This is a genomic window from Nonomuraea sp. NPDC001636 (assembly GCF_040298265.1).
Classification (GTDB): domain Bacteria; phylum Actinomycetota; class Actinomycetes; order Streptosporangiales; family Streptosporangiaceae; genus Nonomuraea.
The window spans coordinates 54,669-81,535 of sequence record NZ_JBEOZT010000039.1; the positions used below are offsets into that span (position 1 = coordinate 54,669).

Annotated in this window: 31 protein-coding genes; 6 read left to right on the forward strand and 25 right to left on the reverse strand. The window is 72.0% G+C overall.

What is annotated here, in order from left to right:
- Positions 1-37: 37 nt before the first annotated feature.
- From ABT158_RS45585 to ABT158_RS45650, 14 genes are all read right to left on the reverse strand, one after another.
- Complete coding sequence (locus ABT158_RS45585) at positions 38-1,153, reverse strand: hypothetical protein (protein ID WP_352364736.1); 1,116 nt, start codon at positions 1,151-1,153, stop codon at positions 38-40.
- Entirely contained in the window at positions 1,150-1,920 is a 771-nt protein-coding gene (locus ABT158_RS45590; protein WP_352364738.1) for a WecB/TagA/CpsF family glycosyltransferase, read from the reverse strand. Before ABT158_RS45590 ends, ABT158_RS45585 begins: the two co-directional genes overlap by 4 nt.
- A gap of 52 nt (positions 1,921-1,972) precedes the next feature.
- Positions 1,973-2,908 carry an endonuclease/exonuclease/phosphatase family protein gene (locus ABT158_RS45595; protein ID WP_352364740.1) on the reverse strand — a complete coding sequence of 312 codons (936 nt, stop codon included), beginning with the start codon at positions 2,906-2,908 and terminating at the stop codon, positions 1,973-1,975.
- A gap of 8 nt (positions 2,909-2,916) precedes the next feature.
- A complete protein-coding gene (gene rfbD / locus ABT158_RS45600) occupies positions 2,917-3,768 on the reverse strand; it encodes a dTDP-4-dehydrorhamnose reductase (RefSeq protein WP_352364742.1) in 852 nt (283 codons plus the stop codon).
- Between the two features lie 13 nt (positions 3,769-3,781).
- Entirely contained in the window at positions 3,782-4,711 is a 930-nt protein-coding gene (gene rfbB, locus ABT158_RS45605) for a dTDP-glucose 4,6-dehydratase (RefSeq protein ID WP_352364744.1), read from the reverse strand.
- Entirely contained in the window at positions 4,708-5,775 is a 1,068-nt protein-coding gene (locus ABT158_RS45610; RefSeq protein WP_352364746.1) for a glucose-1-phosphate thymidylyltransferase, read from the reverse strand. The genes rfbB and ABT158_RS45610 overlap by 4 nt, the downstream gene beginning before the upstream one ends.
- Positions 5,776-5,777: 2 nt before the next feature.
- Positions 5,778-7,232 carry a sugar transferase gene (locus ABT158_RS45615; RefSeq protein WP_352364748.1) on the reverse strand — a complete coding sequence of 485 codons (1,455 nt, stop codon included), beginning with the start codon at positions 7,230-7,232 and terminating at the stop codon, positions 5,778-5,780.
- 270 nt (positions 7,233-7,502) lie between these two features.
- Positions 7,503-7,853 carry a hypothetical protein gene (locus ABT158_RS45620; RefSeq protein WP_352364750.1) on the reverse strand — a complete coding sequence of 117 codons (351 nt, stop codon included), beginning with the start codon at positions 7,851-7,853 and terminating at the stop codon, positions 7,503-7,505.
- Between the two features lie 72 nt (positions 7,854-7,925).
- Positions 7,926-8,555 (reverse strand): GntR family transcriptional regulator, encoded by a 630-nt coding sequence (locus ABT158_RS45625; RefSeq protein WP_352364799.1) that lies wholly within the window; start codon positions 8,553-8,555, stop codon positions 7,926-7,928.
- A complete protein-coding gene (locus ABT158_RS45630; protein ID WP_352364752.1) occupies positions 8,555-9,463 on the reverse strand; it encodes a DMT family transporter in 909 nt (302 codons plus the stop codon). The genes ABT158_RS45625 and ABT158_RS45630 overlap by 1 nt, the downstream gene beginning before the upstream one ends.
- An 18-nt stretch (positions 9,464-9,481) precedes the next feature.
- Positions 9,482-9,859 carry a hypothetical protein gene (locus ABT158_RS45635; protein WP_352364754.1) on the reverse strand — a complete coding sequence of 126 codons (378 nt, stop codon included), beginning with the start codon at positions 9,857-9,859 and terminating at the stop codon, positions 9,482-9,484.
- A 144-nt stretch (positions 9,860-10,003) separates the two neighbouring features.
- Positions 10,004-10,498 (reverse strand): GNAT family N-acetyltransferase, encoded by a 495-nt coding sequence (locus ABT158_RS45640; protein WP_352364756.1) that lies wholly within the window; start codon positions 10,496-10,498, stop codon positions 10,004-10,006.
- Positions 10,499-10,520: 22 nt separating this feature from the next.
- Positions 10,521-10,880, reverse strand: coding sequence for an MmcQ/YjbR family DNA-binding protein (locus ABT158_RS45645; RefSeq protein WP_352364758.1), 360 nt, complete (start codon positions 10,878-10,880; stop codon positions 10,521-10,523).
- Positions 10,881-10,921: 41 nt separating this feature from the next.
- Positions 10,922-11,341: a VOC family protein gene (locus ABT158_RS45650; protein WP_352364760.1), complete on the reverse strand. Its 420-nt coding sequence runs from the start codon at positions 11,339-11,341 to the stop codon at positions 10,922-10,924.
- 154 nt (positions 11,342-11,495) lie between these two features.
- Here ABT158_RS45650 and ABT158_RS45655 point away from each other — a divergent pair, with 154 nt between their 5' ends.
- From ABT158_RS45655 to ABT158_RS45665, 3 genes are read left to right on the forward strand one after another with little or no spacing between them, the layout of a single operon-like run.
- Positions 11,496-11,918, forward strand: a complete 423-nt coding sequence (locus ABT158_RS45655; protein WP_352364762.1) for a hypothetical protein — start codon at positions 11,496-11,498, stop codon at positions 11,916-11,918.
- Positions 11,919-11,950: 32 nt separating this feature from the next.
- The gene (locus ABT158_RS45660; protein ID WP_352364763.1) at positions 11,951-12,778 is read left to right on the forward strand and encodes a hypothetical protein; all 828 of its coding nucleotides are present in this window, start codon (positions 11,951-11,953) and stop codon (positions 12,776-12,778) included.
- 30 nt (positions 12,779-12,808) lie between these two features.
- Complete coding sequence (locus ABT158_RS45665; protein ID WP_352364765.1) at positions 12,809-13,762, forward strand: helix-turn-helix domain-containing protein; 954 nt, start codon at positions 12,809-12,811, stop codon at positions 13,760-13,762.
- A 35-nt stretch (positions 13,763-13,797) separates the two neighbouring features.
- On the opposite strand, the gene ABT158_RS45670 is transcribed toward ABT158_RS45665, so the two are convergent.
- The 6 genes from ABT158_RS45670 to ABT158_RS45695 form a co-directional block, all read right to left on the reverse strand.
- A complete protein-coding gene (locus tag ABT158_RS45670; RefSeq protein ID WP_352364767.1) occupies positions 13,798-17,541 on the reverse strand; it encodes a S8 family serine peptidase in 3,744 nt (1,247 codons plus the stop codon).
- Between the two features lie 145 nt (positions 17,542-17,686).
- Entirely contained in the window at positions 17,687-18,604 is a 918-nt protein-coding gene (locus ABT158_RS45675; RefSeq protein ID WP_352364769.1) for an RNA polymerase sigma-70 factor, read from the reverse strand.
- Positions 18,601-19,821, reverse strand: coding sequence for an NAD(P)/FAD-dependent oxidoreductase (locus ABT158_RS45680; protein ID WP_352364771.1), 1,221 nt, complete (start codon positions 19,819-19,821; stop codon positions 18,601-18,603). Before ABT158_RS45680 ends, ABT158_RS45675 begins: the two co-directional genes overlap by 4 nt.
- Before the next feature lie 86 nt (positions 19,822-19,907).
- Entirely contained in the window at positions 19,908-21,122 is a 1,215-nt protein-coding gene (locus tag ABT158_RS45685; RefSeq protein ID WP_352364773.1) for an MFS transporter, read from the reverse strand.
- Positions 21,119-21,478 (reverse strand): thioredoxin family protein, encoded by a 360-nt coding sequence (locus ABT158_RS45690; protein WP_352364775.1) that lies wholly within the window; start codon positions 21,476-21,478, stop codon positions 21,119-21,121. Before ABT158_RS45690 ends, ABT158_RS45685 begins: the two co-directional genes overlap by 4 nt.
- A gap of 26 nt (positions 21,479-21,504) precedes the next feature.
- Complete coding sequence (locus tag ABT158_RS45695) at positions 21,505-22,458, reverse strand: NAD(P)/FAD-dependent oxidoreductase (protein ID WP_352364777.1); 954 nt, start codon at positions 22,456-22,458, stop codon at positions 21,505-21,507.
- A gap of 93 nt (positions 22,459-22,551) precedes the next feature.
- Between ABT158_RS45695 and ABT158_RS45700 the strand changes: the two genes are divergently transcribed.
- The gene (locus tag ABT158_RS45700; protein ID WP_352364779.1) at positions 22,552-23,145 is read left to right on the forward strand and encodes a helix-turn-helix domain-containing protein; all 594 of its coding nucleotides are present in this window, start codon (positions 22,552-22,554) and stop codon (positions 23,143-23,145) included.
- Positions 23,146-23,155: 10 nt separating this feature from the next.
- Here ABT158_RS45700 and ABT158_RS45705 read toward each other — a convergent pair whose 3' ends face one another.
- On the reverse strand, positions 23,156-23,545 hold the full coding sequence (locus ABT158_RS45705; protein ID WP_352364781.1) for a PPOX class F420-dependent oxidoreductase: 390 nt from the start codon (positions 23,543-23,545) through the stop codon (positions 23,156-23,158).
- A 70-nt stretch (positions 23,546-23,615) separates the two neighbouring features.
- Between ABT158_RS45705 and ABT158_RS45710 the strand changes: the two genes are divergently transcribed.
- The gene (locus ABT158_RS45710; protein ID WP_352364783.1) at positions 23,616-24,038 is read left to right on the forward strand and encodes a MarR family winged helix-turn-helix transcriptional regulator; all 423 of its coding nucleotides are present in this window, start codon (positions 23,616-23,618) and stop codon (positions 24,036-24,038) included.
- Positions 24,039-24,058: 20 nt separating this feature from the next.
- On the opposite strand, the gene ABT158_RS45715 is transcribed toward ABT158_RS45710, so the two are convergent.
- From ABT158_RS45715 to ABT158_RS45730, 4 genes are all read right to left on the reverse strand, one after another.
- A complete protein-coding gene (locus ABT158_RS45715) occupies positions 24,059-24,394 on the reverse strand; it encodes a hypothetical protein (protein WP_352364785.1) in 336 nt (111 codons plus the stop codon).
- Between the two features lie 59 nt (positions 24,395-24,453).
- On the reverse strand, positions 24,454-25,185 hold the full coding sequence (locus ABT158_RS45720) for a GNAT family N-acetyltransferase (RefSeq protein ID WP_352364787.1): 732 nt from the start codon (positions 25,183-25,185) through the stop codon (positions 24,454-24,456).
- 115 nt (positions 25,186-25,300) lie between these two features.
- Positions 25,301-25,573 carry a hypothetical protein gene (locus tag ABT158_RS45725; protein WP_352364789.1) on the reverse strand — a complete coding sequence of 91 codons (273 nt, stop codon included), beginning with the start codon at positions 25,571-25,573 and terminating at the stop codon, positions 25,301-25,303.
- 222 nt (positions 25,574-25,795) lie between these two features.
- Positions 25,796-26,188 carry a hypothetical protein gene (locus tag ABT158_RS45730; protein ID WP_352364791.1) on the reverse strand — a complete coding sequence of 131 codons (393 nt, stop codon included), beginning with the start codon at positions 26,186-26,188 and terminating at the stop codon, positions 25,796-25,798.
- A gap of 405 nt (positions 26,189-26,593) precedes the next feature.
- On the opposite strand from ABT158_RS45730, the gene ABT158_RS45735 reads away from it, so the two are divergent.
- Positions 26,594-26,867 (forward strand): hypothetical protein (locus tag ABT158_RS45735; protein WP_352364793.1); only part of this gene is annotated, 274 nt, incomplete at its 3' end.

Below are 26,867 nucleotides of genomic sequence, written 5' to 3' on the forward strand. Positions count from 1 at the left end.
GCCCTGGATCGATCTATCGCACCGATTCAGGGCTAAGTCACGCGCTTTGTCCGCATCTGGCCAGCCACGCGTACAGCAACCACCCCAGCTCGTACGGCCGGCACTCCCGGTCCACCGCGACCGGCGGGTAGACCCGGTCCAGGACGCCGAGCCGCAGCTCCTTGTGCACGCCCGTCGCCATCGCCCGCAGCCCGCGCACCAGCTTGCGCGGATCGGCCCTGGCCTCCTTCCGCCAGGTCAGCGCCAGGTCGTCGAGCACGAACGAGGGCCGCTCGATCATCCAGTCGAGCCCCTTGGAGATCTCCGCCACGTACGCCGTACCGCCCGCGTCGGCCAGGTCCAGCAGCGCCATCGGCCCCATGGAGAGCTGGTGCACGCTGTACACCGGATACCCCTCCACCACCGAGCCGGTACGGGCGTCGTAGTGCCACCACCACTCCCCCTCCGGCCCCTGCGCCCGGCAGATGCCCGCGGCCACCTGCTCGGCGGCCTTCAGCGCCTCGGCGTCCCCGGTGGCGGCGTGCAGCCGGGCCAGCGCCTGGAGCGGGTAGACCTGGTCGGCGAAGCACCCCACGTGGGCGCGGTAGCGCGGCACCAGCGCGCCCCGGCCGAGCGCGTGCGGGTAGAGCCGGTTGCCGGTCAGCCCGCCGAGCAGCCGCTCGCGGGCGCGTTCGGCCCGGCCGTCGCGCACCCCGGCCGCGACCAGGGCGGCCAGCACCCACGCCGCCTCGACGGTGTGGATCTGCCCGCCCGCGTCCAGCTCGGCCAGGCGGCTCAGGGCCAGGTCGAGGTCGGCGTGCCCGGTCTCGGCCGCCGCCCAGCAGATCAGCGCCGCGTCGCCGGCGCCGCGCACCTCGGGCAGCCGCTTGACCAGGTTCCCCACCAGGTCGAGGACGTCGTCGCCGGCCAGCGCCGCCCGCTGCCGGGACTCCTCCAGGGTGGCCACGCCGAGCGCGACGATCGCGGAGTAGCGGATGCTGCGCCCCTCGGGCACGGCCGTCCACGTGCCGTCGGCCTGTCGCCGGCCCCGGCGGGTGAAGACGAAGCCGCCGTCGCCGTAGCCGGGGGGCAGGCCGCGCACCGACAGGTCCAGCATGCCCCGCACGAAGTCCTGGTGGCCGGAGCTCAGCAGAGCGATCCGGTGATCCGTCACGTCGTCTCCTCGATCCTGCGTCTGACACCGGCCCACTCCCTGACCACCAGGAGCAGGAAACTGCCGTTGGTGCGCACGTAGCGCGGCCCGAGCCGCAGCGGCTCCTGGAGCATGCGGTAGAGCCACTCCAGCCCTGATCGCTGCCAGCGCACCGGCGCCCTGCGGGTACGCCCGGCCAGCACATCGAACGAGCCGCCGACGCCGTGGATGATCCGCGCCCCGGTGCGCTCGCCCCACTCGCGGATGAAGATCTCCTTCTTCGGCGAGGTGATGCCCAGGAACAGCAGGTCGGCCCGCGAGGCGGCGATCTCGGCGGCGACCTCGGCCGACTCCTCCGGCGCGAAGTAGCCGTCGCGGGCCCCGGCGACGGCCAGGCCCGGGTAGCGGGCGCGCACCTCGTCCAGCACGCCGGCCAGCACCTCACCGGTCGCGCCGAGGAAGTAGGCCCGGTAGCCGCGCCGGCCGCCCTCGGCCATCAGCTCGGTGAACAGGTCGATGCCCGCCACCCGCTCGGGGATCCGGTGACCGAGCGCCCGCGCCGCCCAGACCACCGCCTGCCCGTCGGCCAGCACGAGGTCGCTGTCCAGCACCGACTGGCGCAGGGCGGCGTCCGTGCGCATGTTGACGACCTTGGCGGCGTTCACCACGCCGATGGTCAGCCGGCCGCCCTCCGCGACGGCCGCCACGCAGCGGGCGATCACCTGGTTCATGGTGAGGGCGTCCAGCACGGTGCCGAACACCGTCTTCCGCTCCGGCAACCTCGTCATCCGTCCCCCTGGGTGTCCATGACATATCGGTCTCAGCTCCGGAAACGTCACATCAAGGAAGGACCAGCTCGGTGAGCGTGGCCCGGTGGTCGGTCCGCGGCACCCGCAGGGTCTGGAAGCTCCGGACCGCGATCCGCCGGTCGGCCAGCACGTGGTCGATGGCCACTTTCGGGAACAGCCGCGGCTGCTCGTAGTAGGGCCAGGTCATGGAGAGCCCCTTTCCGGTGACGTCGGCGGCGTCCCGGTAGCCGGTGGCGATCAGGTCGCGCAGCACCGCGTGGTCGAGCGTGGAGTTGAAGTCCCCGGCCAGGATGCGCAGGCGGCCGCCGGCGGGCGGCAGCGCCCGGATGCTCGACGCCCAGCAGGCCGTGCGCCAGCCCTCCGAGGGCGCGCACGCGTGCACGGCGACGATCTCCACCTCCCGCCCGCCCGGCAGCGTGACGACGGCGGGCAGGTGGCGCGGGCTCTCCTCGAAGGGCGGCGCCGCGATCGGCGAGTCCGCGGCCCGCAACGGGTACCGCGAGTAGATCGCCGCCCCCGACGAGTCCTCCCCCGGCAGCACGATCCGGTACGGCAGCAGCCGCGTCAGCCCCAGCTCCTCCACCCGCTCCCGCATCAGGCCGGTGAACTCCAGCAGGTGCAGCACGTCGGGCCGCTCGCGCTCGACCGTCTCCACCAGCACCGGCGGCAGCACGGAGGAGTGCAGCAGGTTGACCGCCAGCACCCGCAGCACCGGCCCGGCGGCCGGGGGGTTGCCCTCGGGCAGCGCGCGCGGCACGACGGCCACCGCGAACGCGCACGTCACGGCGAGCGCGGCGGCGATCAGCGCCCCGGCGCGCAGGTAGAGCGCGAACGCCAGCGGCACCACTGACAGCGCCGCCGCGTACGGCGTGAACGACACGAGCTGCGACCACAGGAACTTCGGCTCCCACCCGAGCAGCCGCAGCCCCGCCCATCCCGCGAGGCCCGCCACCATGAGCCACAGCACCGCGCCGCCTACCCGACGCCGCACCGGCGCCCGCGCGTCAGCACCGGCCAGGCCGCGCGCAGCGCCTCGTGCCAGTGCCGGATCGGCTCTCCCTTCGTGTGCGCGAGCACGCTGTTGGCCGGACGCCGGGCCGGCCGGGGGAAGCCCGCCGAGCTCACCGGGCGCACCCGGTCCGGGTCCAGGCCGAGCAGCGTGAAGATCTCCTTGGCCAGGCCGCACCATGTCGTCTCCCCGGAGCTGGTGCCGTGGTAGACGCCCGGCGGCAGCTCGGAGCGCGCCAGCCGGACCAGGTAGTCGGCCAGGTCGGCGGTCCACGTCGGCTGGCCGTGCTGGTCGTCGACCACGTCCACGGTGTCGCGCTCGGCCGCCAGCCTGATCATGGTCCGCACGAAGTTGGGGCCGGCCGCGCCGTACAGCCAGGCGCTGCGCACCACGTGGTGCCCGTGCTCCAGCGCCGCCCGCTCGCCGGCGAGCTTGGTCCTGCCGTACGCGTTCACCGGCGCGGTCGGCGCGTCCTCCGGGTACGGGCCCGGCGCGGTGCCGTCGAAGACGTAATCGGTGGAGACGTGCACGAGCCGCGCCCCGGCCCGCGCGCAGCTCTCGGCCAGCCAGCCCACCGCGTGCCCGTTGATCTCCAGCGCCTCGTCCTCGTGGGTCTCGGCGTCGTCCACGGCGGTCCAGGCGGCGCAGTTGACCACCACGCCCGGCCGGTAGGCGGCGACGAAGTCGCGCACCGCGCGCCGGTCGCACAGGTCGAGCTCGGACCGGGCGAGCGCGAGCACGGGCTCGCCGGTCAGCGCGGCCCGCTCCAGGACGTCGGCGGCCAGCATCCCGCCGCCGCCCGTGACCAGCCACCTCATGGCAGGCGCCCGGTCACGCGGGCCACCAGTCGCGGTGCTCGGCGTACCAGCGGATGGTGTCCTTCAGCCCCTGGTCGAACGGGATCTCCGGGCGGTAGCCGAGCTTGCGCAGCTTGCTGTCGTCCAGGGAGTACCTGCGGTCGTGGCCCTTGCGGTCCTCGACGTGGCGCACCGAGTCCCAGTCGCGGCCGCAGGCTTCGAGCAGGCGGGCGGTCAGCTCCTTGTTCGTCAGCTCGGCGGTGCCGGCGATGTGGTAGATCTCGCCGGGTTCGCCCTTCTCGGCGACCAGGCGGATGCCGGCGCAGTGGTCCTCGGCGTGGATCCAGTCGCGCACGTTCCCGCCGTCGCCGTACAGCGGGACCGGGCGGCCGCGCAGCAGGTTCGTGACGAACAGCGGGATCAGCTTCTCCGGGTACTGCCGGGGGCCGTAGTTGTTGCCGCAGCGGGTGATCGACACGTTCAGGCCGTAGGTGATCGCGTACGAGCGGGCGATCAGGTCGCCGCCCGCCTTGCTGGCCGCGTACGGCGAACGCGGGCGCACCGGCGCGGACTCGTCCCAGGAGCCGATGTCGATCGACCCGTAGACCTCGTCCGTCGAGACCTGGACGACCTTGGGCGTGCCCGCCTCCAGGCACGCCTGCAACAGCGTCTGGGTGCCGAGCACGTTGGTCCGCATGAACTCGGCGGCGGCGCCCTCGATCGACCGGTCGACGTGGGACTCGGCGGCGAAGTTCACCACCAGGTCGTGCCCGGGGACGACCTCGCGCAGCAGCTCGGCGTCGCAGATGTCGCCGTGCACGAACTCGTGCCGCACCCCTTCGAGGTTGGCCCGGTTCCCCGCGTAGGTGAGCTTGTCGAGGACCGTGACGTACGCGTCGTGCAGCCCCCGGACGAAGTGGGAGCCGATGAATCCCGCGCCGCCGGTCACCAGAATTCTTGTCATGTAGTGATCTGTACCTTGCTGTGATCGCCCAGCACGAGACGGTGGGCTCTGGGCGTGTTGGGCGCTCGGGTGACCTCGACGTCATGGCCGATCAGTGACGCCTCGATCCGGCCGACGCCGTCGATGGACGCCCGGGGCAGCAGGATCGAGTATTCGATCTCGCTGCCGGTGACCACGCACGACGCGCCGACCGAGGTGAACGGTCCGACGTAGCTGTCCTGGACGCGCGCCCCCCGGCCGATGATCGCCGGGCCGACCACGCGGGAGCGCTCGACCACCGCGTCCGGCTCGACCACGACCCGGCCGATCAGCTCGCTGGCCTCGTCGACCCGCCCGCGCACGCCGGGCTCGACCGACTCCAGGACCAGCCGGTTGACCTCCAGCATGTCGGTGACGTTGCCGGTGTCCTTCCAGTATCCCGAGATCACCGACGACTCCACGCGCAGCCCGGCCTCGATCAGCCACTGGATGGCGTCGGTGATCTCCAGCTCCCCCCGCCACGACGGCTTGAGCTCGGCGACGGCGGCGTGGATCACCGGGCTGAACAGGTACACGCCGACCAGCGCCAGGTCGCTCTTGGGCCGGGCCGGCTTCTCCTCCAGGCCGACCACGCGGCCCTTCGCGTCCAGCTCGGCGACCCCGAACTGGCCGGGATCGCCGACCCTGGTCAGCATGATCTGCGCGGCGGGCCGTTCCCTGGCGAACCGGTCCACCAGGTCGTTGATGCCGCCGACGACGAAGTTGTCGCCCAGGTACATGACGAAGTCCTCGTCGCCCAGGAACTCGCGGGCGATCAGCACGCCGTGGGCCAGCCCGAGCGGCGCCTCCTGGCGGAGGTAGGTGACCTGCAGCCCGAACGCCGAGCCGTCCCCCACGGCCGTCTCGATCTCCGCCTGCGTGTCCCCGACCACCAGGCCGAGCTCCCGGATCCCGGCCGCCGCGATGGCCTCCAGCCCGTAGAACAGGACCGGCTTGTTGGCGACGGGGACCAGCTGCTTGGCCGAGGTGTGCGTGATGGGCCGGAGCCGTGTGCCCGACCCTCCGGCGAGCACGAGTGCCTTCACTGCTAGTAAGCCCCTTCTCCACGGGTGACGACGGACCAGGTCTTCCACAGGATCTGCAGGTCGAGCAGGAGTGACCAGTTCTCCACGTAGCGCAGGTCGAGCCGGACGGATTCCTCCCACGTCAGGTCGGAGCGCCCGCTGACCTGCCAGAGGCCGGTCATGCCCGGCTTGACCACCAGACGGCGGCGCACGTCGGCGCCGTACCTGGCGACCTCCTCCGGCAGCGGCGGCCGGGGGCCGACGAGGGACATCTCACCACGGATGACGTTGAGCAGCTGCGGCAGCTCGTCCAGCGAGTAGCGGCGCAGGAACGCGCCGACGCGGGTGATCCTTGGATCGTTCCTTATCTTGAACAGCACGCCGTCGAACTCGTTCGCCGCGAGCAGCTGGTGCTTGAGGCGTTCGGCGTCGACCACCATCGTGCGGAACTTGACCACCCGGAACTCTCTGCCGCCCCTGCCCACCCTGGTCTGGTGGAACAGTGCGGGCCCCCGGCTGGTGAGCCTGATCACCAGGGCGAGCGTCAGCAGCGGCAGCGCGAGCACCAGCAGGGCCGCGCCGGCCACCAGCCGGTCGAAGGCCGCCTTCACGAGCTGCCGGGTGCCGTCGAACTCCGGGTGCTCGACGTGCAGCAGCGGCATCCCGGCCACCGGCCTGATGCTGATGCGCGGGCCGGCGACGTCCATGAGCGCGGGCGCGACGAACAGGTCGGTACGCGCGGTCTCCAGGCTCCAGGCCAGCCGGCGCAGCGCCGCGCCGTCCAGCTCGGGACAGGCCAGGACGGCCACCGCGTCGGCCCGCGAATGGGCCACGACCTCGGCGACGTCGCCGAAGGAGCCCATGACGGGGATGCCGTCGAGGTCGACGTCGAGCGTGTCGTGCGGCAGGCAGGCGCCCACCACCTGCATGCCGTGGTGCGGCTGGCGGCGGAACTGCACGACGAGGTCGAGGATCGACTCCCGGTGCCCGACCGCGATCACCTGCCGCATGTACTCGCCGATGGCCCGCCTGCGATGGAGCCGCTTGCGCATGCGGTAGCGGAAGTAGAGCGTGGCCAGCAGCACCAGCGGCAGCATCGCCATGACGAAGCTGCGCGCGATGGCCGTCTGCGTGGCGTAGGCCAGGATGGCCGTGGTGGCCATCAGCCCGATGCCGCCGGTGAAGACGGCCTTGAACTCCTCGGTGCCCTCGCCGTTGGCGCGCTGACGGTACGCGCCCGCCATCATGAGCGCGACCGGCCAGACGACGAGCAGGCCGAGCCCGAGCACGTACTCGGCGATCGGCACGTACACGCCGGAGGCCAGGCGTACGCCCAGCACGCAGGCGCACGCGAGCAGCGCGCACGCCGTGTCCCCGCCTAACAGGAGCCGCAGATACGCCCGGGTCCAGATGTTGGACTCCAGGCGTGGCGCGGCCTCGAGGAGCACAGCAGTGGACTCCCCAGTCCCCACCCTCATAGCACCACCCTGTGATAACTGCTTTCACCGCGATAACAGGACGTTCCTTGTGCCACATAGGTTGACAATGACCCATGCGATATCAAGGGCGGCGGCCCCCACTAAAGAGTAAAGATCGATTCCAACCTGGGGAATAACGGGAAATGTCCACAATCGGACGTCGATCTAGGGGTTTCGGGGGTTGACGGAACGATCCAAAAGTGCAGCGTCAGAGCGGGAAAATGTGCGGTTTACGGCGACATTTCGCCAGGTGACCGGCTGGCGGAGCCGCTAGTCGTACTCCAGGTCCGGCAATGCGGACGGCGGATCAGGGCTGCGCCACACGACCACAACTCCGTCACGCGCGGAATCGGCGGCCAGGTTCAGCCGGTCGAGATCGAAATCGGGCAAGTAGCGTAGCCGGGCGACAAAGGTGGCATCAGTCGCGGAACGCGGCACCACGCAGCCTTCGCCGTCCCGATCGAGCAGGATGTAGAGGACGTCTTCCCCGGATTCGGTGGCGACACGGACCTCCACCACGTCCTCCCACGCGAGGGCTTCGACGCTGCCGTCGGCGTAGTGGCGGGTGACGCCCTCTTCGGTGACATATACGTAGGAGTCCGGCATCGGGTTGCCGTGCATGGCCGCGATTCTTGCGAGTTCCGGGGCCGTCCCGCAAGGGTTCGCGGTCAATGACGCACATGACCCACCCGTTCAGAACAGCTCGGGACTGCCCCAGTTGTGGCTGAGATGCGCCGCGACGGCCGCCCGAGCCGCCTCCACCGGGCCCGCCGCGATGGCGTCGAGCAGCTCGCGGTGCTCCCGGATCAGGACGTCCCGGTCGCGGTAGACCTGGCGCAGGCGGACCATGCCGAGCCTGGTCTCGGCGGCGAGCGTGGCGTAGAGACGTACGAGCCGCCGGCTGCCGGCCGCCTCGATCAGCGCCTCGTGCAGGGCCATGTGCTCGGCGACGGTCGCCGACCAGGGCGCGTCGGCCGGCAGCTCCGCCCACCTGAGCAGCGCGGCCTCGGCGTCGGGCACCCGGCGGCCGGCCACGGCCTGGGCCATCAGGTCCTCCAGGGGACGCCGCACGTACATGAGGTCCTGGAGGTCCGAGATCGTCACCTCGGGGACATAAGCGCTGCGGTTGCGCTCCCGCCTGAGTAGTCCCTCGTGCACCAGGCCGGCCAGCGCCTCCCGCACGGTCGGCCTGGCCACGCCGTACGACGCGGCGATCTCCTGCTCGGGCAGCGGCGTGCCCGGCGCGATCTCGCCGGAGAGCACGCGGGTGCGCAGGGCGTCGGCGAGCGCGCCGACCGTGGAGACGGGTTTGAGGGGCAACATCACGGCTGTGATGCTAGTGCCGTTTCCCTGCCCTGCTCCCTGCCCTGACCTCTGGCCTGACCTCTGCCGCGTTCCGGCACGGCCACCGCCACCAGCCCGAGCACCAGCATCACCAGCCCGGCGATCGACAGCGGGGCCAGCCGCTCGCCCAGCACCAGCAGGCCCAGCAGCGCGGCGACGGCCGGCTCGGCCAGCGCCAGCGTCGAGGCCGTGGCGACCGGCGTGCTGCGCAGGCCGCGCCCGTACAGGATGTAGGACAGCGCGGTGGTGCCGAGGCCCAGGTAGAGCACGGCGAGCAGCCCGCGCGGCTCCCCCAGCCAGCCGACGCCGTTGACCAGCAGCACCGGCAGCATGACCAGGGCGGCGCCGCCGAACAGCACGCCCATCACGGCGTCCGACTCGGCCCCCTGCTCGATGGCCCTGGCCGCGGAGACCGCGTAGAAGGCGTAGAGCAGGCCGCCGAGCAGCGCGAACAGCACGCCCGACACCATCTGCCCGCCCGCCTGCGCGCCGCCGCCGCCGATCAGCGCCGCGCACCCGCAGACCGCCGCGGTGGTCGCCAGCGCCCACCGCCCGCTCGGCCGCCGTCCGTGCAGCAGCCAGGACAGCAGGCCCGTGAACACGGGCCCGCTGCCGATCGCGACCACCGTGCCGATGGCCACGCCCGTGCGGCCGACCGCCGCGAAGAAGCACAGCTGGTACGCCGCCACCGCCAGGGCCGCCGGCACCAGCGCCGGCCGGAACGCCCGCCGGACGCCGGCCCGCGCGAGCAGGCCGAGCGCGGCGCCGCCGATGACCAGCCGGGCCGCGGCCAGGGCGACCGAGTCGGCCGAGACCAGCAACCCCGCGGTGCCCGCGGTGCCCCAGAGCGCGGAGGCGCCCACGACGGCGAGAGGTCCGTTCTTCATGCCTCCATTGTCAGACAATTAGACAATTTCGTCCAGCAGGCCGTCCAGCATGCGGTCAGCGGGGGCGGCGACGTCGGCCGCGTAGTCGTCCAGGACGGCGAGCGCGTCGTGCACGTCCGGCAGGCTTCGGCTCGGCAGCTCCAGCAGCGGCTCGCCCTCCGCGGTGATCCCGCCCGCCACGTGGAAGGCGTCGCCGGAGACGGTGAGGGACACCTCGAAGCGCACCTCGCGGCCGTCGGGAAGGACGAAGTCGGCGCCGGTGCGCACCCCCGAGGGCGGGACGAAGCAGGAGAAGGGACGGCTGCGCACGAAGGGGTGGCGTAAGCCGGCGAGGATCTCGGCCGCCCTGCTCAGGGCCGCCAGCAGCCCGGCCGCGGCCCGGCTCTCGCTGTCCACCCGAAAAAGGGTAGTTCACCCCGACACCACGTGACCAGCGCACCCGATCACCCGGCCCTCCGCAGTGGGATCAGCTGGCCACCAAGCCCTCCCTGATGCGAGCCTCGCCCTCAGGCCCTCCACGGCGGGAGCGGGCCGGGCGGGTCAGTCGGTGGCGAGGCGGGCGTGGCGTTCGACGTCGAGGCGCACGCCCTCGTGGCGCAGCTTGCCGCGCTCGATGCCCTCCGCCCGGAACCCCGCCTTGGTCGCCACCCGGCACGACGCCGGGTTGTCCGTGCGGTGCCCCAGCTCCAGGCGGAAGAGCCCGCGCTCGGCGAACGCCCACCGGGCCAGCTGCTCGGTGGCCGCCGTCGCGATCCCGAGCCCCCGGTGCGCGGGCAGGACCCAGTAGGACACCCACCCGTTGTCGTGGGCGTCGATCCCGGCCACGGCCACGTTGCCGACCACCGCGCCGCCCTCGACGGTCACCGCGAACGCGTGCCCGACGCCCGTCCAGGACGTGATCCAGCCCACCGCGTCCTTGAGCGTGACGACGGGGAAGGACGACTGGCGGCGCAGATCGGGCGTACGGAACGCGCGCAGCACGGCCGGGGCGTCGTCCTCGCGCCACTCGCGGAGCCGGATGTCGACGGGGGTCACGCTGCCCGAGACTACCGCCGGCTCATGACGGCGCGATCTGGTGCTCCGCCTCGAACGCGCTGACCAGCGGCCGGGGCGCGGTGAGGCACCACGCCTCGGCCATCAGCTCGAACAGCTCGTCGATGTCGATCTTGTCGAGGTGGACGACGACCCACCCGAAGCGCCCGGCGGTGAACTGCACCTCGAACACCTCGGGCCGCTCGGCCACCAGCGCGAGCTGCTCCTCGATCGTGGCCTTGACCCCGACGGTCTCGGTCTTCTCCCACAGGTAGCCGAAGCCCTTGCCGTGGACCTTGAAGCCGACCCACTCCGGGCCGGGATGCTCGGTCACCTCCGGCAGCCCGCGCACCAGATCGAGGAACTCGTCGACGCTCACACCCATGCCGCCCTGTCTACCAAACCCGACCGACAACTCCCGCCGGCTCAGCGGTAGTAGCGGACCTCGATCACGTTGCGGTCCGGGTCGGGGAAGAAGATGGTCTCGGGGGCGATGCCCTGGGCGCCGAAGGAGTTGGAGCCGGTGCCGGTGACCTCGACCCCGTGGTCCTTCAGCCGCACCTTGAGCGCCTCGAAATCCTCCCTGCTCACCGACAGGCAGAAGTGGTTGATCTGGTGCCCGGCGCTGCCCGTCACCCCCGTGCCCTCCTCCACGCCCTTCGACACGTCGTGCGCCATCAGGTCGATGATCGTCCCCTCGGCGATCCGTACGCTCGGGAACCCCGCTTCGCCCTCGCGGAACTCCTCCCCCCGGACCGCCGGCAGGCCCACCACCTGCTCGTAGAAACGCAGGGCGGCAAGCTGGTCGGAGACCCAGAGAACGAGATGGTCCAGACGCGCATCCATGTAATAGATCCTCCATTCCCGTCCAATATCCGTTGCGCGCATGCCGCTGTCCAATTGAGGGCCCCCGGGACGGACGATCGTCCCCTGATCGAAAGACGGGATTCACGCGGGCTTTCCCTGTCGCGGCGGGGGCCGATCCGTCATCATTTGTCCCATGACGGCGACCGTGCGGACCGAGCCGATGCCCTTCGTCGTCCGGGCCGCCAGGTTCGTCATGACGCTCCAGGTGGCGTTCGGCATGGTGGGGCTGGCCTTCCTGGGCGCCGCGGCGTTGTCCATCCTCGCGCTCGGCCCGCTCCTGCTGGTCGCGTGGGAGGCGGCGATCCTCGGGCTGACCGGCTGGCTGATGAGCCGCTTCGGCACCCGCGCGACGTGGGTGCACCGGGCAGTCGTCGGCGTGGAGGCGCTCGTCGTCGCCGAGTACGCGGTGCTGCGGCTGACGGACTCCGGCGGCCTCGACCCGGTACGGCTGCTCGTCGCGAACGCCCTCGGGCCGCTGCCCGTCATCGTCCTGCTGCTGCTGCCGCCGTCCTGGCGCTGGTTCTCGCAGCGAAAGCGGACGGATGCCGCCTCTTGACAGGAATGGGCGAAGATCGTCCATGATCGGGCATGAACGCGTTGATCCGGGCGGCCCTCGTGGGGGCCGTCGTGGGCCTGGCACAGGCCGTCATCGCCTTCCACGGCCCTGACGACGCCGCGGGCAACCTGCTGCTGATGTTGTTCGCGACCCTTCCGGCCGGGATGTTGCTGTCCTGGTACGCCATGTTGCGGAACTGGTGGCTCGTGGCGTTGGTGGGGCAGTTCGCGCTCATCGCGCTGTACGTCGGCCTGACCATGACCGCGCCCTTCTCCGTCCTCGTCGGCCTCGGTTCCTGGCGGGTCGGCCTGATCACCATGGCCGCCGGGGCGTGCGGCTACGCCGTGGGAGCGGGCCTCGCCCTGCCGCTCGCCACGCCGCTGCGCGTCTCGGCGGTCGGCGTGGCCGCGTCCCTGTTCCTGGCGGCCTGGTCGAACCAGGACGTGATCGCGCTCGCCGCCCAGGCGCAGGGCATGGCGGCCCGGGACACCCCGAACGTCGTGCCCGACCTGCCGGGTTTCCGGCTGGCCGAGGTGAAGGTCGTCGGCCCGGAGCTCTCCCTGCGGTACGAACGCGCCACCGCCACCGTCCTGGTCGAGGTCCTGCCGGAGACCATGTCCCCGGAGCAGGCCTGTGACGACGCAGTGGATCTCCAGGAGGACACGACCTGCGTGGAGGCGGCGCCGGACCTGTGGATCCTGAGGGACGACCACAGCAGGACCGTGTTCACCGCCTACGAGAACACCCTGGTGCGGCTCTCCAGCGGGACCGTGCGTGAGGAGCAGCTGCTCGCCGCCGCATGCGCCCTGCGGCCCGTCGGCCTCTGGGAGCTGGCCGCGCCCGCGTACGAGCGACCGTGATGCCGCAAGGCGGTCGGAAAGTGATGAAAGATGCTGGATAGGCTCGGGTTCAGCGACGAGGAGGAGGTCGTCTACCTGGAGCTCCTGCGCCGCCGCCGGGTGACGATCCCCGACGTGGGCGAGGCGCTGGACCTGCCGGTGACGGCCGTGACGGCGGCCGTGACGCGGCTCGTCGCGCTCGGCCTGGCCAACCGCGACAACACCGGGTTGTACATGCCCGTGCCCCCCGACGTGGGCCTCGGCACGCTGATCGCCGAGCGCCAGGCCGCGTTGCAGCAGGTGCAGGGCAGGCTGGCCGAGCTGGTGGAGGTGTACCGCACGGGCGCGGCCTCGCCCGCGGGCGAGATCGAGGCGCTCACCACGCCGGAACAGCTCGCCACCTGGCTCGGCAACCTGGAACGCGGCGCCCGGCGCGAGGTGCTGGCCTTCTTCCGGCCCCCGTACGTGCTCGACGTCAACCTCGACGACTCCACCAACGCCCTGGCCACCTACCGCTACGTCTACGAACGCGCCGCGCTGGACGACCCCAGGGCCCCGGCCGAGATCGCCAGGTTCCTGAAGGGCGGCTACGAGATCAGGATCGCCGCCGAGCTGCCCAGCAAGATGATCATCGTGGACCGGGAGGTCGTGCTCCTGCCCGTCCTGCCCGACCAGACGAGCGTGGAACCGGGTTTCCTCCTGGTCAGGGGGCAGTCCCTGGTCCATCTTCTGGTGGAGTTGTTCGAGCGGGTGTGGCAGGCGGCGACCCCGCTGCGGCTCACCGCCACGAGCGTGACCGAAGGGGTCGCGGCCTGGGACGACACCGATGTCACGCTGATGACGTACCTGCTGTCCGGGATGCCGGACAAGACGGTCGCCAGCCGGCTCGGCACCAGCGAGCGCACCGTCCAGCGCCGGATCCGGCGGCTGATGAAGCTGGCCGGGACCGACAGCCGCATGCAGCTGGCCTGGTACGCGGCCCGGTCCGGCATGATCCCGCTGTGAGGGGCGCCCCCGCCGGGGACGCCCCTCACCTGGAACTATCGGCGTAGCTGGTACGCGCGGGTCACGATCTGCTCGACGGTGCCGCCGTCGGCGTCGGTGGCCTGCACGCGCAGCGACACGAACCCGCCGGGCTTGGCCGGGTTCCTGATCGTGCCGGTGAAGGCCCGCTCACCGGCACCGGCGAGCCGTACCGGCTGCCAGGTGGCGCCGTCGTCGGCCGAGGTCCACAGGGCGGCCCGGGTGATGCGCGGCCCCGCCAGGCCCTTCGGGTGGCGCAGGCCGAGGCCGACGCGGGTGGGGGCGTTGGCGTGGGCGCTGTTGGTCTCGTCCACGTCGAGGTCGTAGTCGATCGACAGGACCGGCAGCAGGTCCTGGGCGGCCACCTGCTGCGAGTGGAACGTCCAGTCGGTGCGCACCTTGGTGGAGGTCGTCCAGAAGGGCGCGGTCCGCTGCACGTCGGTCACCACGCGGTACTGGGCGCGTTCGGGCACCACCGGGAAGGCGACGGCCGCCGACGGCGCGGAGCCCAGCAGCACGCCGTCGCGGTAGACCGTCGACTGCTCCTTGTCGGCGGAGGCGCGGAACAGGTACGTCTGGCCGGGCGCGGTGTCGAACAGCCCGCCCGCGAAGACCACGCCGGTCGCGCCCTCACGGACCGCCGACTTGTCCACCGCGGCCGGCAGCGCCGTCCGGACCACCGCCTTGTTCCAGTCGCGCGACACCCGCTGACCGGCCTTGAGCACGGACGGCGCGGTCTGCTGCCACGCCTGGCCGCCCTCCCAGACCGAGCCCACCTGCATCGACTCGAAGGTCCGCAGGTCGGCCGTGACGTACTCGGTGAGGGGCCGCGGGATGACCATCCGGGTGAAGACCTGGTAGGCCGTGCCCTGCATCGGCGAGACCAGCGCCCGGGCGTACCCGGCCTCCGTGGCCGGCGCGGAGGCGTGGAACGACGACTCCACGGTGGCCAGCTCGCCGTCGCGCACCTTGTACCGCTGGTCCGCCGGGACGCCGCCGTTGCGGTACTTGACCAGCTCGTAGGCGTACGGGCTCACCGCCGTGCCCGAGAGCCGGACCTGGAGCCTGCCCTTGGCCGCCGCCGCGGCCAGCCGGGCGCCCTGCTCGCCCGCGAGCGTCATCGCCGGGATTTTGGTCGGCGACGTGCTCCAGTTGTCGGCGCCCCAGTTGTCGGGCTTGTCGTTGTAGATGATGACCGCGCCCGCACCCGCGGCGGCCGCGTTGTCGACCTGCTGCTGCGGCGTGAGCTCGGCGCTGCGCTCGACCAGCGCGAGCCGTCCCCGGACCGGCTGCCCCGCGTAGTCCTCGGGACGCCCGGTCCCGGCGTCCGCGGCCCGCAGGACCTGGGCGCCGTCGATGCGCGCGGAGCCGGCCCGGCCCCGGAAGTAGGCCGGCTCGATCGGCTCGGCCCCGGCGCCGAGGACCTGGGCCTTCAGCTCCGGCGCGGTGAGCGACCAGGCGACCCGGGACTCGAAGCGGCTGCTCGTGCCCTGGGACGGGACGGAGTACACCTTCGTCTCGCCGTTCATCCACTGTTCGAGGCCGTAGGCGCTGGTGCCGGCCGCGCTCTGGACCGACAGGCCGAGCCGGACCCTGGTCGCCTGGTTCGGCTTCGGGGTGTCCATGGTGACCGGCCCGGCCTTGGCGCCGTCGAAGGTGATGGTCCGGTCGGAGTCGATGACCGCGCCCGGCTCGGCGCCGTAGGTGTACTCCCAGATCCGGTTCCCCTCGGCGGCGTAGTGGAAGATCTCCGCCATGAAGGCGTGCTCGCCCCGGGGCAGCCGGACCTTGACGGTGCCGTCCGCGCCGATCAGGTAGCTGTCCGGAAGGGCCAGCCTGTCGAGGTTGATGTCGTGCACGACGGCGGCGCCGGTGGTCGGCTTGCCGTCCCGGTCGAGCACCTTGAGGGTGACGTCGAAGCGCTCCACGTCCCGGACGAAGCCGACGGCCGTGGTCACGACCGTCTGGCCGTCGGCGGTGGACGCGGTGACGTGCCCGCCGTGCGCCCCCGCCGGCACGGCCGAGGTGTCGACGGTGACGGCCGCCGACGCGGTGCCGTGCGCCGGCACGGTCACCGTCTGGGCGCCCAGGGTCAGCGCCGCGGCCGGCAGGTCCTCGCCCGCGCCCTTGGCGGCGAGCGTCAGGGTGACGGGCTGGTCGCCGTCGTTGACGTACTCGATCTGCTTGGTGGCCGGCTCTCCGGCGTCCCAGTCGGCGAGCCTGAAGTCGATCACGCCGGAGCCCGAGACGGCCTGGCGTACGGCGCGGCTCACGTCCACGCGGCCGGCGCCCTGGCTGTGCACGGGGGTGCCGGCCGTCGTCCGCGCGGTGCTGACGAGCTGGTTCTTCAGCCTCGCGGCGGTCCAGTCGGGGTGCCGCTGCGCGAGGATGGCGGCGGCGCCGGCCACGTGCGGCGTGGCCATCGACGTGCCGCTCGCCGTGGTGTACGTGCCGTCCACGGGCGTGCCCATCGAGGTGCCCGCGGCGCGAGCGGCCACGATCTTGTAGCCGGGAGCGGTGATCTCCGGCTTGAGCGCCCCGTCGCCGCCGCGCGGACCGCGGCTGGAGAAGTCGGTGACCGCGTCGGCCGAGTCGACCGCGCCGACGGTGAGCGCCGCCTCGGCCACGCCGGGCGAGCCCACCGTGGTCGCCCCCGGGCCGCTGTTGCCGGCGGCGATGGTGAACAGCACGCCCGTCTCGGCGGTCAGCTCGTTGACCGCCACGGCCATCGGGTCGGTGCCGTCGGCGCCCTCCTGGCCGCCCAGGCTCATCGAGACGACCTTCGCGCCCGAGTGGGCCGCCCAGTTCATCCCGTCGAGGATCCACGACTCCATGCCGGCGCCCTCGTCGGCCAGCACCTTGCCCACGAGCAGCCGGGCCCCGGGCGCCACGCCCTTGTACTTGCCGCCCGAGCCCGCGCCGCTGCCCGCGATCGTGGAGGCGACGTGCGTGCCGTGCCCGTGGCCGTCCTGCGCCGTCTCGCCGGGGACGAAGCTGCGGCTCTCGGCGATCCGGTCGGCCAGGTCGGGGTGCTTGGCGTCCACCCCGGTGTCCAGGACGGCGACCTTGACGCCGGTCCCGTCGTAACCGGCGGCCCAGGCCTCGGGGGCGCCGATCTGCGGCACGCTCTTGTCGAGCAGCGTCTTGACCTTGCCGTCCAGCCAGAGCCTCTCGATGCCGCCGGAGAGCCGGGCCTTGGGCGTCCCCGCCTTGGCGGTGTCGTCGTCCACGGCCTCCCAGAACGCGCCGCCGCGCTTCTTGTCCGCGGCGACGGCCGCTCCCCGGATGCCGGGCAGGGACCGGGTGAGCCGGCCGCCGCCGGGCGGAGCGGCCTTGGCCAGGCCCTTGCCGGAGTAGCGGACGATGGTCGGGATCGACTCGCTGTGGGCGTCGTCGTACCCCTGGGCGATGAGCTGGGTGACGTTGAACAGCCGCTTGTCCACCTGGCCCGAGGCGACCAGCGGCGCGGCCTCGGTCGGCAGCACGTACACGTCGGAACCGACCGTGTAGGTGCGCAGGTCGCCGGCCGACCGTTCGCCGGGGGTGACGGTGACCGAGACGGGACGGCCGGCCTGGCTGGCCACGGTGACCTCGTCCCCGGTGATGAGGGTGACCCGCGCGGTGGTGACCGACGACGCCGGGACGCCGGTGACGCCGGCGGCGGGGGCCGTCGCGTCACCGTGGGCGCTTCCGGTGCCGGCCGCGACGAGCGTGGCGGCGAGGGCGGCGCTGAGCAGCGCCGCTCTACGACTGAATGGCATGGCGGTGGCTCTCTTTCTACCGGTTGGGGGGTTGCGCAACCGGCAGAACAAAGTTTCACCAGAAAGGGACGTACACACCACGACTAGGGCATGGCGGACAACCGACATGTCAGGTCGTCGCCACCGCCCGGGTCAGCAACGGCTGTCAAGGCGTGAGGTCGCGGGCGGTCCCCGCCGCGATCGCGCCCAGCTTGTCGGGGTTGGCGACGTTGTGGACGGCGGTGATGTGCCCGTCGGCGTCGAAGTCGAAGGTCACGGTGGCGACGACCCGGCCCTGACCGCTGAACACCACACCGGGGCCACCGTTGATCTCGGCGAGCTCGGCCCGCATGTCGCCCGGCTCGACGCCCTGGTAGGAGACCGTGCCGATGGCGGCGAACCACGCGGCCACCGTCTTCGCGCCCACGACCGGACGCAGCGCCTGGCGCACCTTCCCGCCCCCGTCGGTCCACAGGGTGACGTCAGGGGACAGCAGTTCCATGAGCGTGTTGATGTCGCCGCCGGTCGCGGCGGCCAGGAAGCGCCGCGTGACGTCCCGCTGCCGCGTCCGGTCCGCCGTGAAGCGCGGCCGCCGGGCCTGTACGTGCTCCCGCGCCCGATGCGCGACCTGGCGCACCGCCGCCTCGGAACGCTCCACCGCCTCCGCGATCTCGGCGTGGCTGAACCCGAAGACCTCCTTGAGCACGAACACCGCGCGTTCGAGCGGGCTCAGCGTCTCCAGGACGACCAGCATCGCCGTCGAGACCGAATCGGCGCCCGCGACGTCGTCGGCGGTGTCGCCGCTGGTCAGGATCGGCTCCGGCAACCACGGCCCCACGTACGTCTCGCGCTGGTACTGCGTGGACCGCAGCCGCTGCAGGGCCACGTTCGACACGATCCGCGCCAGGTACGCCTTCGGATCGGCCACCTGCGAACGGTCGTCGGCCGACCACCTGATCCAGGCGTCCTGGACCGCGTCCTCGGCGTCGGCCGCCGAGCCGAGCACGCGGTAGGCCACCGAGAACAGCAGCTTGCGATGCTCGTCGAAGACCTGCTGGTCCTGCTCCGGGTACGCGCGGCTCATCGCCCGGCGCCGATCCGGGTGAACCGGCCGCCACGCGGCCAGAGCGCGCCGGAGACCGGCATCTTCTTCATGCGGAGGTACGTCGGCCAGGGCGCTGCGGTCACCGTCTCCTTATACCGTGCGGCCGTGCGGCCGGTGAGATACACCCTGCGCGGGCTGTCGTCGGGGTGGGTGAACTGCACGACGCCGTCGTTGCGGCCGAGGCTCACCGGGGTGTGGTAGTAGCCGAAGCGGAACGGCTTGAGCCGCCGGCCGTCCAGGGCGCGCAGGATCGACACCGCGGCGTGCACGCCGGTCGGCATGCCGCTCTGGCAGGTGCCGTGCATGACGCCGTAACCCTGGCGGATCGCGGCGGCGTCGCCGAGGGCGTACACGTCCGGGTGCGACACCGAGCGCAGGAAGGCGTCGGTGACGATCCGGCCGCGGTCGTCCACGGTGAGCCCGGCGGCCGCCGCCAGCGGCGAGACCCGCGTGCCGCTCGTCCACAGCACGACGTCGGCGGCGACGCTCTGCGCGTCCGGCCCGCACACCACCTCGACCGACCCGGGCAGCACCTTCGTGACCTCGACGCCGCTGCGCACCCGGACGCCCAGCCGGGCCAGCGCCTTCCTGACGTACTCCCTCGGCCCGGCCGCCATGGCCGCGCCGGGCTCCTGTCTGCCGAGCAGCACGACGTCCAGCTCGGGGTGGCGTTCGGCGATCTCGGCGGCCGACTCGACGCCGGTCAGCCCGCTGCCGCAGACGGCCACCGTGCCCCGTCCCAGGCGCCTCAGCCAGGCCAGCCGGACGGCCAGCGCCTCGGCGTCCGGCACGCTGTCCAGCGTGTACGCGTGCTCCGCCACCCCCGGCACGGTCACCGTGTCGGCCACGCTGCCCAGCCCGTACACGAGGGTGTCGTAGTGCAGGACCTGGTCGTCGTCGATCCGCACGCTCCTGGCCTGCACGTCCACGGCGGTCACCCAGCCGCGCACGAACCGGGCCCCGGTGCCCTCCAGCAGCTCCGGGATGCGCATCTCGGCGACCTGCTGCCCGCTCGCCACGACGTGCATCCGCAACCGCTCGGTGAACCGCTCCTGCGGATTGACCAGGGTCACCCGGACGTCCGCCCGCCCCTTGGTCCGCGCCGCCAGCTGAACCGCCGCCGCCATCCCCGCGTACCCCGCCCCCAGCACCAGGACGTGGTGCGGAGCCTTGCCGTTCTCGCGCTGTGTGGTCATCGCCGTGCCCTTTCATGCGGTGCGTCTGACCACGTGATGCAAGCCCCCACCCCATCCGTGACACGCCCACCCTGTGATCCGCGCCACTACGGCCTGCCCGGCGTCTGCCAGCCCGTTCGGCGCGACGACCACCGGTCCAGCAGGACGGGGACGACCGTGAGCGCCGCCAGCCCCGCGCCGATCCACGGGACGGCGGCCACCCCCGCCGCCGCGTCCAGCACGACCGCGGCCGGCACCGGCACCAGGCTGATGCCCAGCTGGAAGGCCGAGACGGTGGTGGCCCCGGCGAGCGTCGGCGCCCCAGACGCGATGGCGAACACCCGCCCGTAGATGGCCGGGTTCAGCACGAACCCGGCGACACCGAGCAGCAGCACCAGCGGCACGACGGCCGCGACGTGCCGCCCGAGCACGGCCAGCAGCACGGAGCAGGCCGCGATCCCGAGCGCCCCCGCCAGGAGCGCGTGGGTGGGCAGCCGGTCGGCTATGCGTCCCCCGACCGACAGCCCGGCGAAGGCTCCCACGCCGAACAGCGTCAGGATCACCGGCACCCAGACCCCGGGCACGCCCGTGACCTCCGTCAGGAACGCCGCCAGGTAGTTGTAGGAGATCATGTAGGCCGCGGTGCTCAGCAGGGTGACGGCGTACACGATCCACAGCTGCGGCCGGCGCATCGTGCGGAGCTCGCCGCGGACGCCCGCCTGCCCGTGCCCGCCGGCGGCGGGCAGCGCCACGAGCGTCAGGACGGCGCCGGCGACGGTGAGGGCGACCACGGCCCAGAAGCCGCCACGCCACCCGGTGAAGTAGCTGATCATCGCCCCGGCCGGCCCGCCCGCGATCATCGCCAGGCTCAGCCCGCTGACCACCACCCCGGACGCGCGGGCGGTGCGGTCCGCCGAAACCAGCCCGATCGCGGTGACCGCCGCCACCGCCCAGAACCCCGCGTACGCCAGCCCGGAGAGAAAGCGCGTGACCAGCAGCACCGGATGGCTGTCGGTGAGGATGCCGATCGCCACGCAGGCGGCGAAGGCCGCCTGCGCCACCACGAGCGTCGTCCGGCGCGGCCAGCGAAGGGTCATGATCGCCAGCGGCGGCCCGCCGATCACGACCCCCGCCGCGAACGCCGAGATCAGCCCGCCGGCGGAGGCCAGCGTGATCCGCAGGTCCGCGGCGACCGCCGGCAGCACCCCGGCGAGCAGGAACTCCGCGCTGCCCATCGAGAACAGGCTGAAGGACAGCAGGTAGACCCCCAGCGGCAGCCTGCCGCGGGCGACCGCCGCCCGTCCGGTGGCCGTGGCGCTCATCGGTCCGCCCCCGGCGCGCGCAGGGCCGAGGCGAGGTATTGGTCCAGGACGTGCCGGGGAGCGGCTCCCGTCCAGGAACCGGCGGGACGGCCGCCGGCGTACACCACGAAGGCGGGGACGGCGGTGATGCCGTGCCGGGCGGCCAGGCCGGGCTGGTCGTCCAGGTCGGCCCGGACGACGTCCACCTCGCCCGCGCGGTCGGCCGCCAGGCTCTCCACGATCGGGGTGACCATCTGGCACGGACGGCACCAGGCCGCCCAGAACTGGATCAGGACCGGACGTTCCGCCTGGAGGACGCGTTCGGTGAAGTTCTGCTCGGTGACGCTGCGCACCGAACCGGGAACATGCGCGGGCATGACGAGGTCTCCTTGCGTGCGGGGGGTCAACGAGCCGGGACGGACGTCGCGCGGCGCCGCTCGACGGCGTCCAGCACCTCTTCGTCCACCAGGTCCGCGTTGACGGCGAACGCGGCGGCCGACCCCATCCCCGCCGCCGTGACGACCTGCGCGCGCGGATCGACGACGTTGCCCGCCGCCCAGACGCCGGGCACGCTGGTCCGTCCCGTCCGGTCGGTGACGACCCAGCCGGCGTCGTCCTTGTCACAGCCCAGACGGGTGAGCACCTGGTCCTGCGGCACCATGCGCGGGACCAGGAACACGGCGGCACGCGGCAGCACCCGCCCGTCGGTGAGCTCGACGCCGCGCAGCCGTCCGTCCTGGACGACGAGGTGGTCGATCGGCCCCTCGACGATGCGCACGCCGCGGGCCTCCAGACGGTCGCGGTCCTCCGGCGTCAGGCCGAGGGTGTGGGCCAGCAGGACGACGTCGTCGCTCCACTGGCGCAGGAGCAGGGCCTGGTGGACCGCGCCCGGATGCGTGCCGAGCACCCCCAGCGCCTGGTCGCCGACCTCGTGGCCGTGGCAGTAGGGGCAGTGCAGGACGTCCTTGCCCCACCGCTCCCGCACGCCGGGGATGGCGGGCAGCTCGTCGTACAGGCCGGTGGCGACCAGGAGGCGGCGGGCGCCGAGCACCGGGCCGCCCTCCAGCCGCACCGCGAAGCCCGGCTCGACCTCCGCCACACGCCCCCGGACGAGCCGCACACCGTACCGGTCGATCTCGGCCCGGCCGAGCTCCAGCAGGGTCGCGGGCGGCAGGCCGTCGCGGGACAGGAAGCCGTGCATGTGCGCGGCCGGGGCGTTGCGCGGCGCGCCCGCGTCGACCACGACCACCTTGCGGCGCGCGCGCCCGAGGAGCAGGGCCGCGCTCAGCCCGGCCGCTCCCGCGCCGACCACCACCACGTCGTACTCGGTGTCCTTGCTGTTCATCGCCGCAGTCATGGCGATCACCTCCGGCCCCGATGGTGCGATCCGGCATGCGGGGATGACAACTTCTGTTGCCATTTCTGGGAAAGCGGAGGTGGAATGGGCCTCATGGAGCAGCAATCCCGGATCGACGCCACGCTGGCCCAGGTCGGCGCCCGGCTCAGACACCTGCGCACCCAACGCGGCGTGACGCTGTCGGCCCTGGCCGAGGCCACCGGCATCTCCAAGAGCACGCTCTCGCGGCTGGAGTCCGGGCAGCGCCGGCCCAGCCTGGAGCTGCTGCTGCCGATCGCGGAGGCGCACCAGGTGCCGCTGGACGAGCTGGTCGGCGCGCCGGAGGTCGGCGACCCGCGCGTCCGGCTCAAGCCGGTGGTCCGCAACGGCCGGACCGTGCTGCCCCTGACCACCCAGCCCGGCCCGCTGCAGGCGTGGAAGTCGGTCATCCCCGCCGACCAGAACCAGCCGCAGCCCGTCACGCACGAGGGATATGAGTGGATGTACGTGCTCTCGGGACGCGTCCGTCTGATCGTGGGCGACCACGACCTGGTCCTGGGGCCCGGCGAGGCCGCCGAGTTCGACACCCACCTGCCCCACTGGTTCGGCCCCGCGGGCGATCATCCGGTGGAGGTGCTCAACCTGTTCGGACGGCAGGGCGAACGCATGCACATGCGCGCCCGGCCCCGCCCCCGGCAGCCGTCCTAGAGGTGTCCGGTCACTGGCTGGTGCAGCGGGTGGGCCGCACCACGATGACCACCCTGCGCTCGGCGTCGCCGACCGGGCGCGCGTAGTCGAGGCCGTACCGCCTGGCCAGCACGTCGAAGAAGTCACCCTGAGGGTCGGGTTCGACCCGCTCGACCGTCCCCCGCACCTCCAGGTAGCGGTACGGCTGCTCCGGATCGTTGACCGAGACGGCCACGTGCGGGCGGGCGCTCGCGTTGCGCCCCTTCTGCCGGTCGTTCGTGGTGGTGAAGCGCAGGAACTCGCCGTCCCAGATGGTCCACACGGGCGTCACCTGCGGGGTGCCGTCGGGCATCAACGTCGCCAGATGGACGTACAGGGGACGGGTCAGCAGGTCGAGATGGCTCTCCGGAATCACAGACATACGCGGAACACTATCAAAGCTTTTATAGCCATAAGAGCTTTGAGCACCTGCCGACTTGTAGGCTCCAGGCATGGACATGCCCCCGGAGGAGCGGCTCGGCCTCGACGTCAAGCGCGCCGAGCAGCGACTCATGGCGGCCAAGCACGCCGCGGTCAAGACCGCCGGACTGACGGTGCCCCAGTACGCCGCCCTGCTCGCCCTCCACGCCAACCCGGGCATCTCCGCCGCCGCCCTGGCCAGGGAATGCCTGGTCACGCCGCAGGCCATGAACGTCGTACTGAAGAACCTGCTCGAACACGGCCTGATCGAACGTTCCCCCCACCAGTGGCACCGCACCATGCTCGAAACCCACCTCACGGACGCCGGCCGCGAGGCTCTGCGGGTGGCGGACGAGGCAGCCGTGATCATCGAACGCCGCATCTCCACCGCCTTCACCCCCGAGGAACGCACCACCCTCCGCACCCTCCTCACCCGCTTCACCGACGCGATCTGACCGGGCGCCGGGCAGGCTCCTCATTCAGCAGGGGAAGCGTCCACAGCGGCCCTGCCGAGGATCAGGTCGGCCATCCGCAGCAGCCGGTCCACGTACGTCCTCGCCTCCCGGCCGCGCGCTCGCCGCCGGATCCAGCGCAGGTCGCGGGCGCTGCTGATGAGCCGCTCGCGAAGCTGGTCGGTGAGCGCCTTGCCCTCATTGCGGACGTACCAGAACATGACACCCGCGACTCCGTCGTCCGCCAGAACCAGGTCCGCGAACAGGTCCCGATCGGCCAGCCCGGGAAACGGAATGTGCCGATGCTCTTCCCACAGCACCGACACCTCTTCGAACACCTCTGGCGACACTTTGCCCACGCGCCAAAGATACGGTCACCGCTCTGCAGAGACGCGGTCACCGCTCTGGCGAGATACGGTCACCGCTCTACGCGAAGGCTCACCTGTGAGCCCAGCTCGCGGAACCCAAGAGCTCGTGCCACCCGCCGCGACGCCTCCGGACGCGCCCGCCACTGCGGCAGCAACCCCGCACCGAGCGCGTCGGCCACCGCCGCCGAGGCCACCGCCCGAGCCAGCCCCCGCCCCCGAAACCCCTCGGCAGTCAGTACGGACAGATGCGCCGCCGTTTCCAACCACGTCCGATATCCGGCGGCGGCGACCACCTCACCACCCGCACGAACCACCCAGACCGCCGAACCGACCTCCGCCAGCCCGCTCTCGTCGGCGTCCTGCTCGCTCACCGCCGCCAGCAGCCCCCCGACGTCCCGATCCCCGACCGCCAGCCGTTCGACCTCCGCCCCGGCATGGCAGGGGACGAACTCCTCGGCATCGACGTACGCGAGCGTCGCCGGCCCCAGAACCTCGCGCACCTCCACCCGCTCGGACACTCTTTTGGACAGACGCTCGGACAGGCGCGTGAGGTCGACGCCGTCCTCGCCGTGACCGCCGCGCAGGGCCTCACGCAACGGCTCGGCCAACCCGGCGTCAGGCACCGTGACCAGCGCCCCGCCGTCCAGCACGACGATCCCGGTCCATCCGGGCGGACACAACCCCGACCCGGCGGAGACGACCACCGCGACCTCTCCCCGCCCGGGAAACGTGACAGGCACCCGAGCCAGGCCCGCCCACAACCGCCCCGCCGCATTCAGCATCACACCCGATGATCCCAGACAGCGCCACAGGCGCCGTGGGGCATGAGCCCTCCTGTCGCGTAGACGATGACGGCGTCTCCCCCGACAGGAGGTCTCCTCGACCGGCGCCGGCCCGTCAGTTGCTCTCCGGCCGCTGCCGGACGTCCGGACGGCGCAGGAGACCGCAGCCATGGCCGTTGATCTGGCGCCGCAGCCCGGTGATCTCGTCCACCAGGGCCTCGTAATCTTGTCTCAGCTCAGCCTGGAAGGCAGCGAGCTCGGTCATCATCAGAACGATGCTGATCATGGTGAGGTCGTCCGCGGTGCGGGTGCTCGTCTCGAGCGCCTTGACGCGGAGCATCACCTCAAGGATCTGCGCCTCTAGGTTCACGGCTCCTGCCTGTTCCACGCAGGGAAGAAGATGCCGCACCGGTGGCCCGGCACGTGCTCTGACGTGAGCACAGTGACAGGTGGAAGGCAAAGAACCGAGCCGCGGTCCGACACCGAGGTGTAGTTCTTTCTCCTACCACCAGGCGTCTTTCCTCCCGGGGATGGGCTTTCTCACCAGCCCCCCGACCACAGACACAGCCGAACACCCGGAAAACGGGACAAGCGGGCGGGCCAGAGGCCCTCAACCTCGCCGAGCCCCTTCGGGCCAGATCACCCGGACGGACATCCCCCGCCGCCGGGCCTCGGCCACCACGTCAGCCGTGCCGCCATGACCTCGGGCCGGCTGCCCGTCCCAGACGGCGAACAACACATCGGCGTCATCCAGCATCCGCTCACTGGCCGCCATGTGCGACTCCGCGGTGGACTCCACGAACTCCAGCCTGTGAGCCCGGACCGCCCGGCCCAGCAACTCGTCGTACGCGGCACGGCACTCGCCCGGCAGCCCGTCCCGATACCGCTCGGCCGGGATCACGACCTCCAGCACACCACCGAGATCGAGCACCGCACGCGCGAAGATCTGATCGGCCCCGTCCGCCAGACAGGACACCCCACTGAGATCGGGAAGGCACTCCACAAGAGCCTCACGTATCGCCCGATCGACCAGTGCAACGGTCTCTCCCGGCAAGCCCCTGTGCCCGGACACAGCGACGCGGACCATAATCACCTCCGAGCGCCGACAGCCGCTTCCCTTACAGGTGAAACCAAGTGGTACAGACGAAGCATGTCGCGTCTCGATCGGCCCAGTCCAGGCCCATGAAACTCATCGCCCATGACCAGAGAAGCGTCTGTTGTCACGCACACGAAGCGCATTGATGTGGAGGTGGCTGACTGCGGTCAAATCTATCGGAGGGAAGAGGCTTCGCCAGCCTGAACATCGCCACACTTTGGGGGCTGATTCCCCTCACCGTGACGGCTATGAGGACATCGTGGAGGTCAGTTTCGACTCCCGTCGGGCGAGGTCTTCCTGGCCGGATGGCTCATGGATTGGGACGACGAAAAAGCGCACGACCTTTCCCCGCTGCTTTCCGGTCCCGGCATATACCGTCTGCGATATCACGTCCAAGGGATGGCTGATGCCTTCAGATGCCCTTTCTCTCAAAGTGCGTTACAGGATCGTCTTGCGGCTGATCCGCAGATGCTCGGCCTCCTGGCCGGGTTCACTGAACGTTTTTCATCCTCGCGCCGCCTGCGCGACTCGGTGATTTTGCAGGACGGCGATGGCCTTGCACAGGTGGCCGGCCTTGGACGGGCTG

Coding starts and splice junctions, on each gene's coding strand:
- ABT158_RS45590 (WP_352364738.1), bottom strand. CDS start 1,920: ATGACGAGGTTGCCGGAGCGGAAGACGGTGTTCGGCACCGTGCTGGAC.
- rfbD (WP_352364742.1), bottom strand. CDS start 3,768: ATGAGGTGGCTGGTCACGGGCGGCGGCGGGATGCTGGCCGCCGACGTC.
- rfbB (WP_352364744.1), bottom strand. CDS start 4,711: ATGACAAGAATTCTGGTGACCGGCGGCGCGGGATTCATCGGCTCCCAC.
- ABT158_RS45615 (WP_352364748.1), bottom strand. CDS start 7,232: ATGAGGGTGGGGACTGGGGAGTCCACTGCTGTGCTCCTCGAGGCCGCG.
- ABT158_RS45620 (WP_352364750.1), bottom strand. CDS start 7,853: ATGCACGGCAACCCGATGCCGGACTCCTACGTATATGTCACCGAAGAG.
- ABT158_RS45625 (WP_352364799.1), bottom strand. CDS start 8,555: ATGTTGCCCCTCAAACCCGTCTCCACGGTCGGCGCGCTCGCCGACGCC.
- ABT158_RS45630 (WP_352364752.1), bottom strand. CDS start 9,463: ATGAAGAACGGACCTCTCGCCGTCGTGGGCGCCTCCGCGCTCTGGGGC.
- ABT158_RS45645 (WP_352364758.1), bottom strand. CDS start 10,880: ATGGGTGTGAGCGTCGACGAGTTCCTCGATCTGGTGCGCGGGCTGCCG.
- ABT158_RS45650 (WP_352364760.1), bottom strand. CDS start 11,341: ATGGATGCGCGTCTGGACCATCTCGTTCTCTGGGTCTCCGACCAGCTT.
- ABT158_RS45655 (WP_352364762.1), top strand. CDS start 11,496: ATGACGGCGACCGTGCGGACCGAGCCGATGCCCTTCGTCGTCCGGGCC.
- ABT158_RS45660 (WP_352364763.1), top strand. CDS start 11,951: ATGAACGCGTTGATCCGGGCGGCCCTCGTGGGGGCCGTCGTGGGCCTG.
- ABT158_RS45665 (WP_352364765.1), top strand. CDS start 12,809: ATGCTGGATAGGCTCGGGTTCAGCGACGAGGAGGAGGTCGTCTACCTG.
- ABT158_RS45670 (WP_352364767.1), bottom strand. CDS start 17,541: ATGCCATTCAGTCGTAGAGCGGCGCTGCTCAGCGCCGCCCTCGCCGCC.
- ABT158_RS45675 (WP_352364769.1), bottom strand. CDS start 18,604: ATGAGCCGCGCGTACCCGGAGCAGGACCAGCAGGTCTTCGACGAGCAT.
- ABT158_RS45680 (WP_352364771.1), bottom strand. CDS start 19,821: ATGACCACACAGCGCGAGAACGGCAAGGCTCCGCACCACGTCCTGGTG.
- ABT158_RS45685 (WP_352364773.1), bottom strand. CDS start 21,122: ATGAGCGCCACGGCCACCGGACGGGCGGCGGTCGCCCGCGGCAGGCTG.
- ABT158_RS45690 (WP_352364775.1), bottom strand. CDS start 21,478: ATGCCCGCGCATGTTCCCGGTTCGGTGCGCAGCGTCACCGAGCAGAAC.
- ABT158_RS45695 (WP_352364777.1), bottom strand. CDS start 22,458: ATGACTGCGGCGATGAACAGCAAGGACACCGAGTACGACGTGGTGGTG.
- ABT158_RS45700 (WP_352364779.1), top strand. CDS start 22,552: ATGGAGCAGCAATCCCGGATCGACGCCACGCTGGCCCAGGTCGGCGCC.
- ABT158_RS45705 (WP_352364781.1), bottom strand. CDS start 23,545: ATGTCTGTGATTCCGGAGAGCCATCTCGACCTGCTGACCCGTCCCCTG.
- ABT158_RS45710 (WP_352364783.1), top strand. CDS start 23,616: ATGGACATGCCCCCGGAGGAGCGGCTCGGCCTCGACGTCAAGCGCGCC.
- ABT158_RS45720 (WP_352364787.1), bottom strand. CDS start 25,185: ATGCTGAATGCGGCGGGGCGGTTGTGGGCGGGCCTGGCTCGGGTGCCT.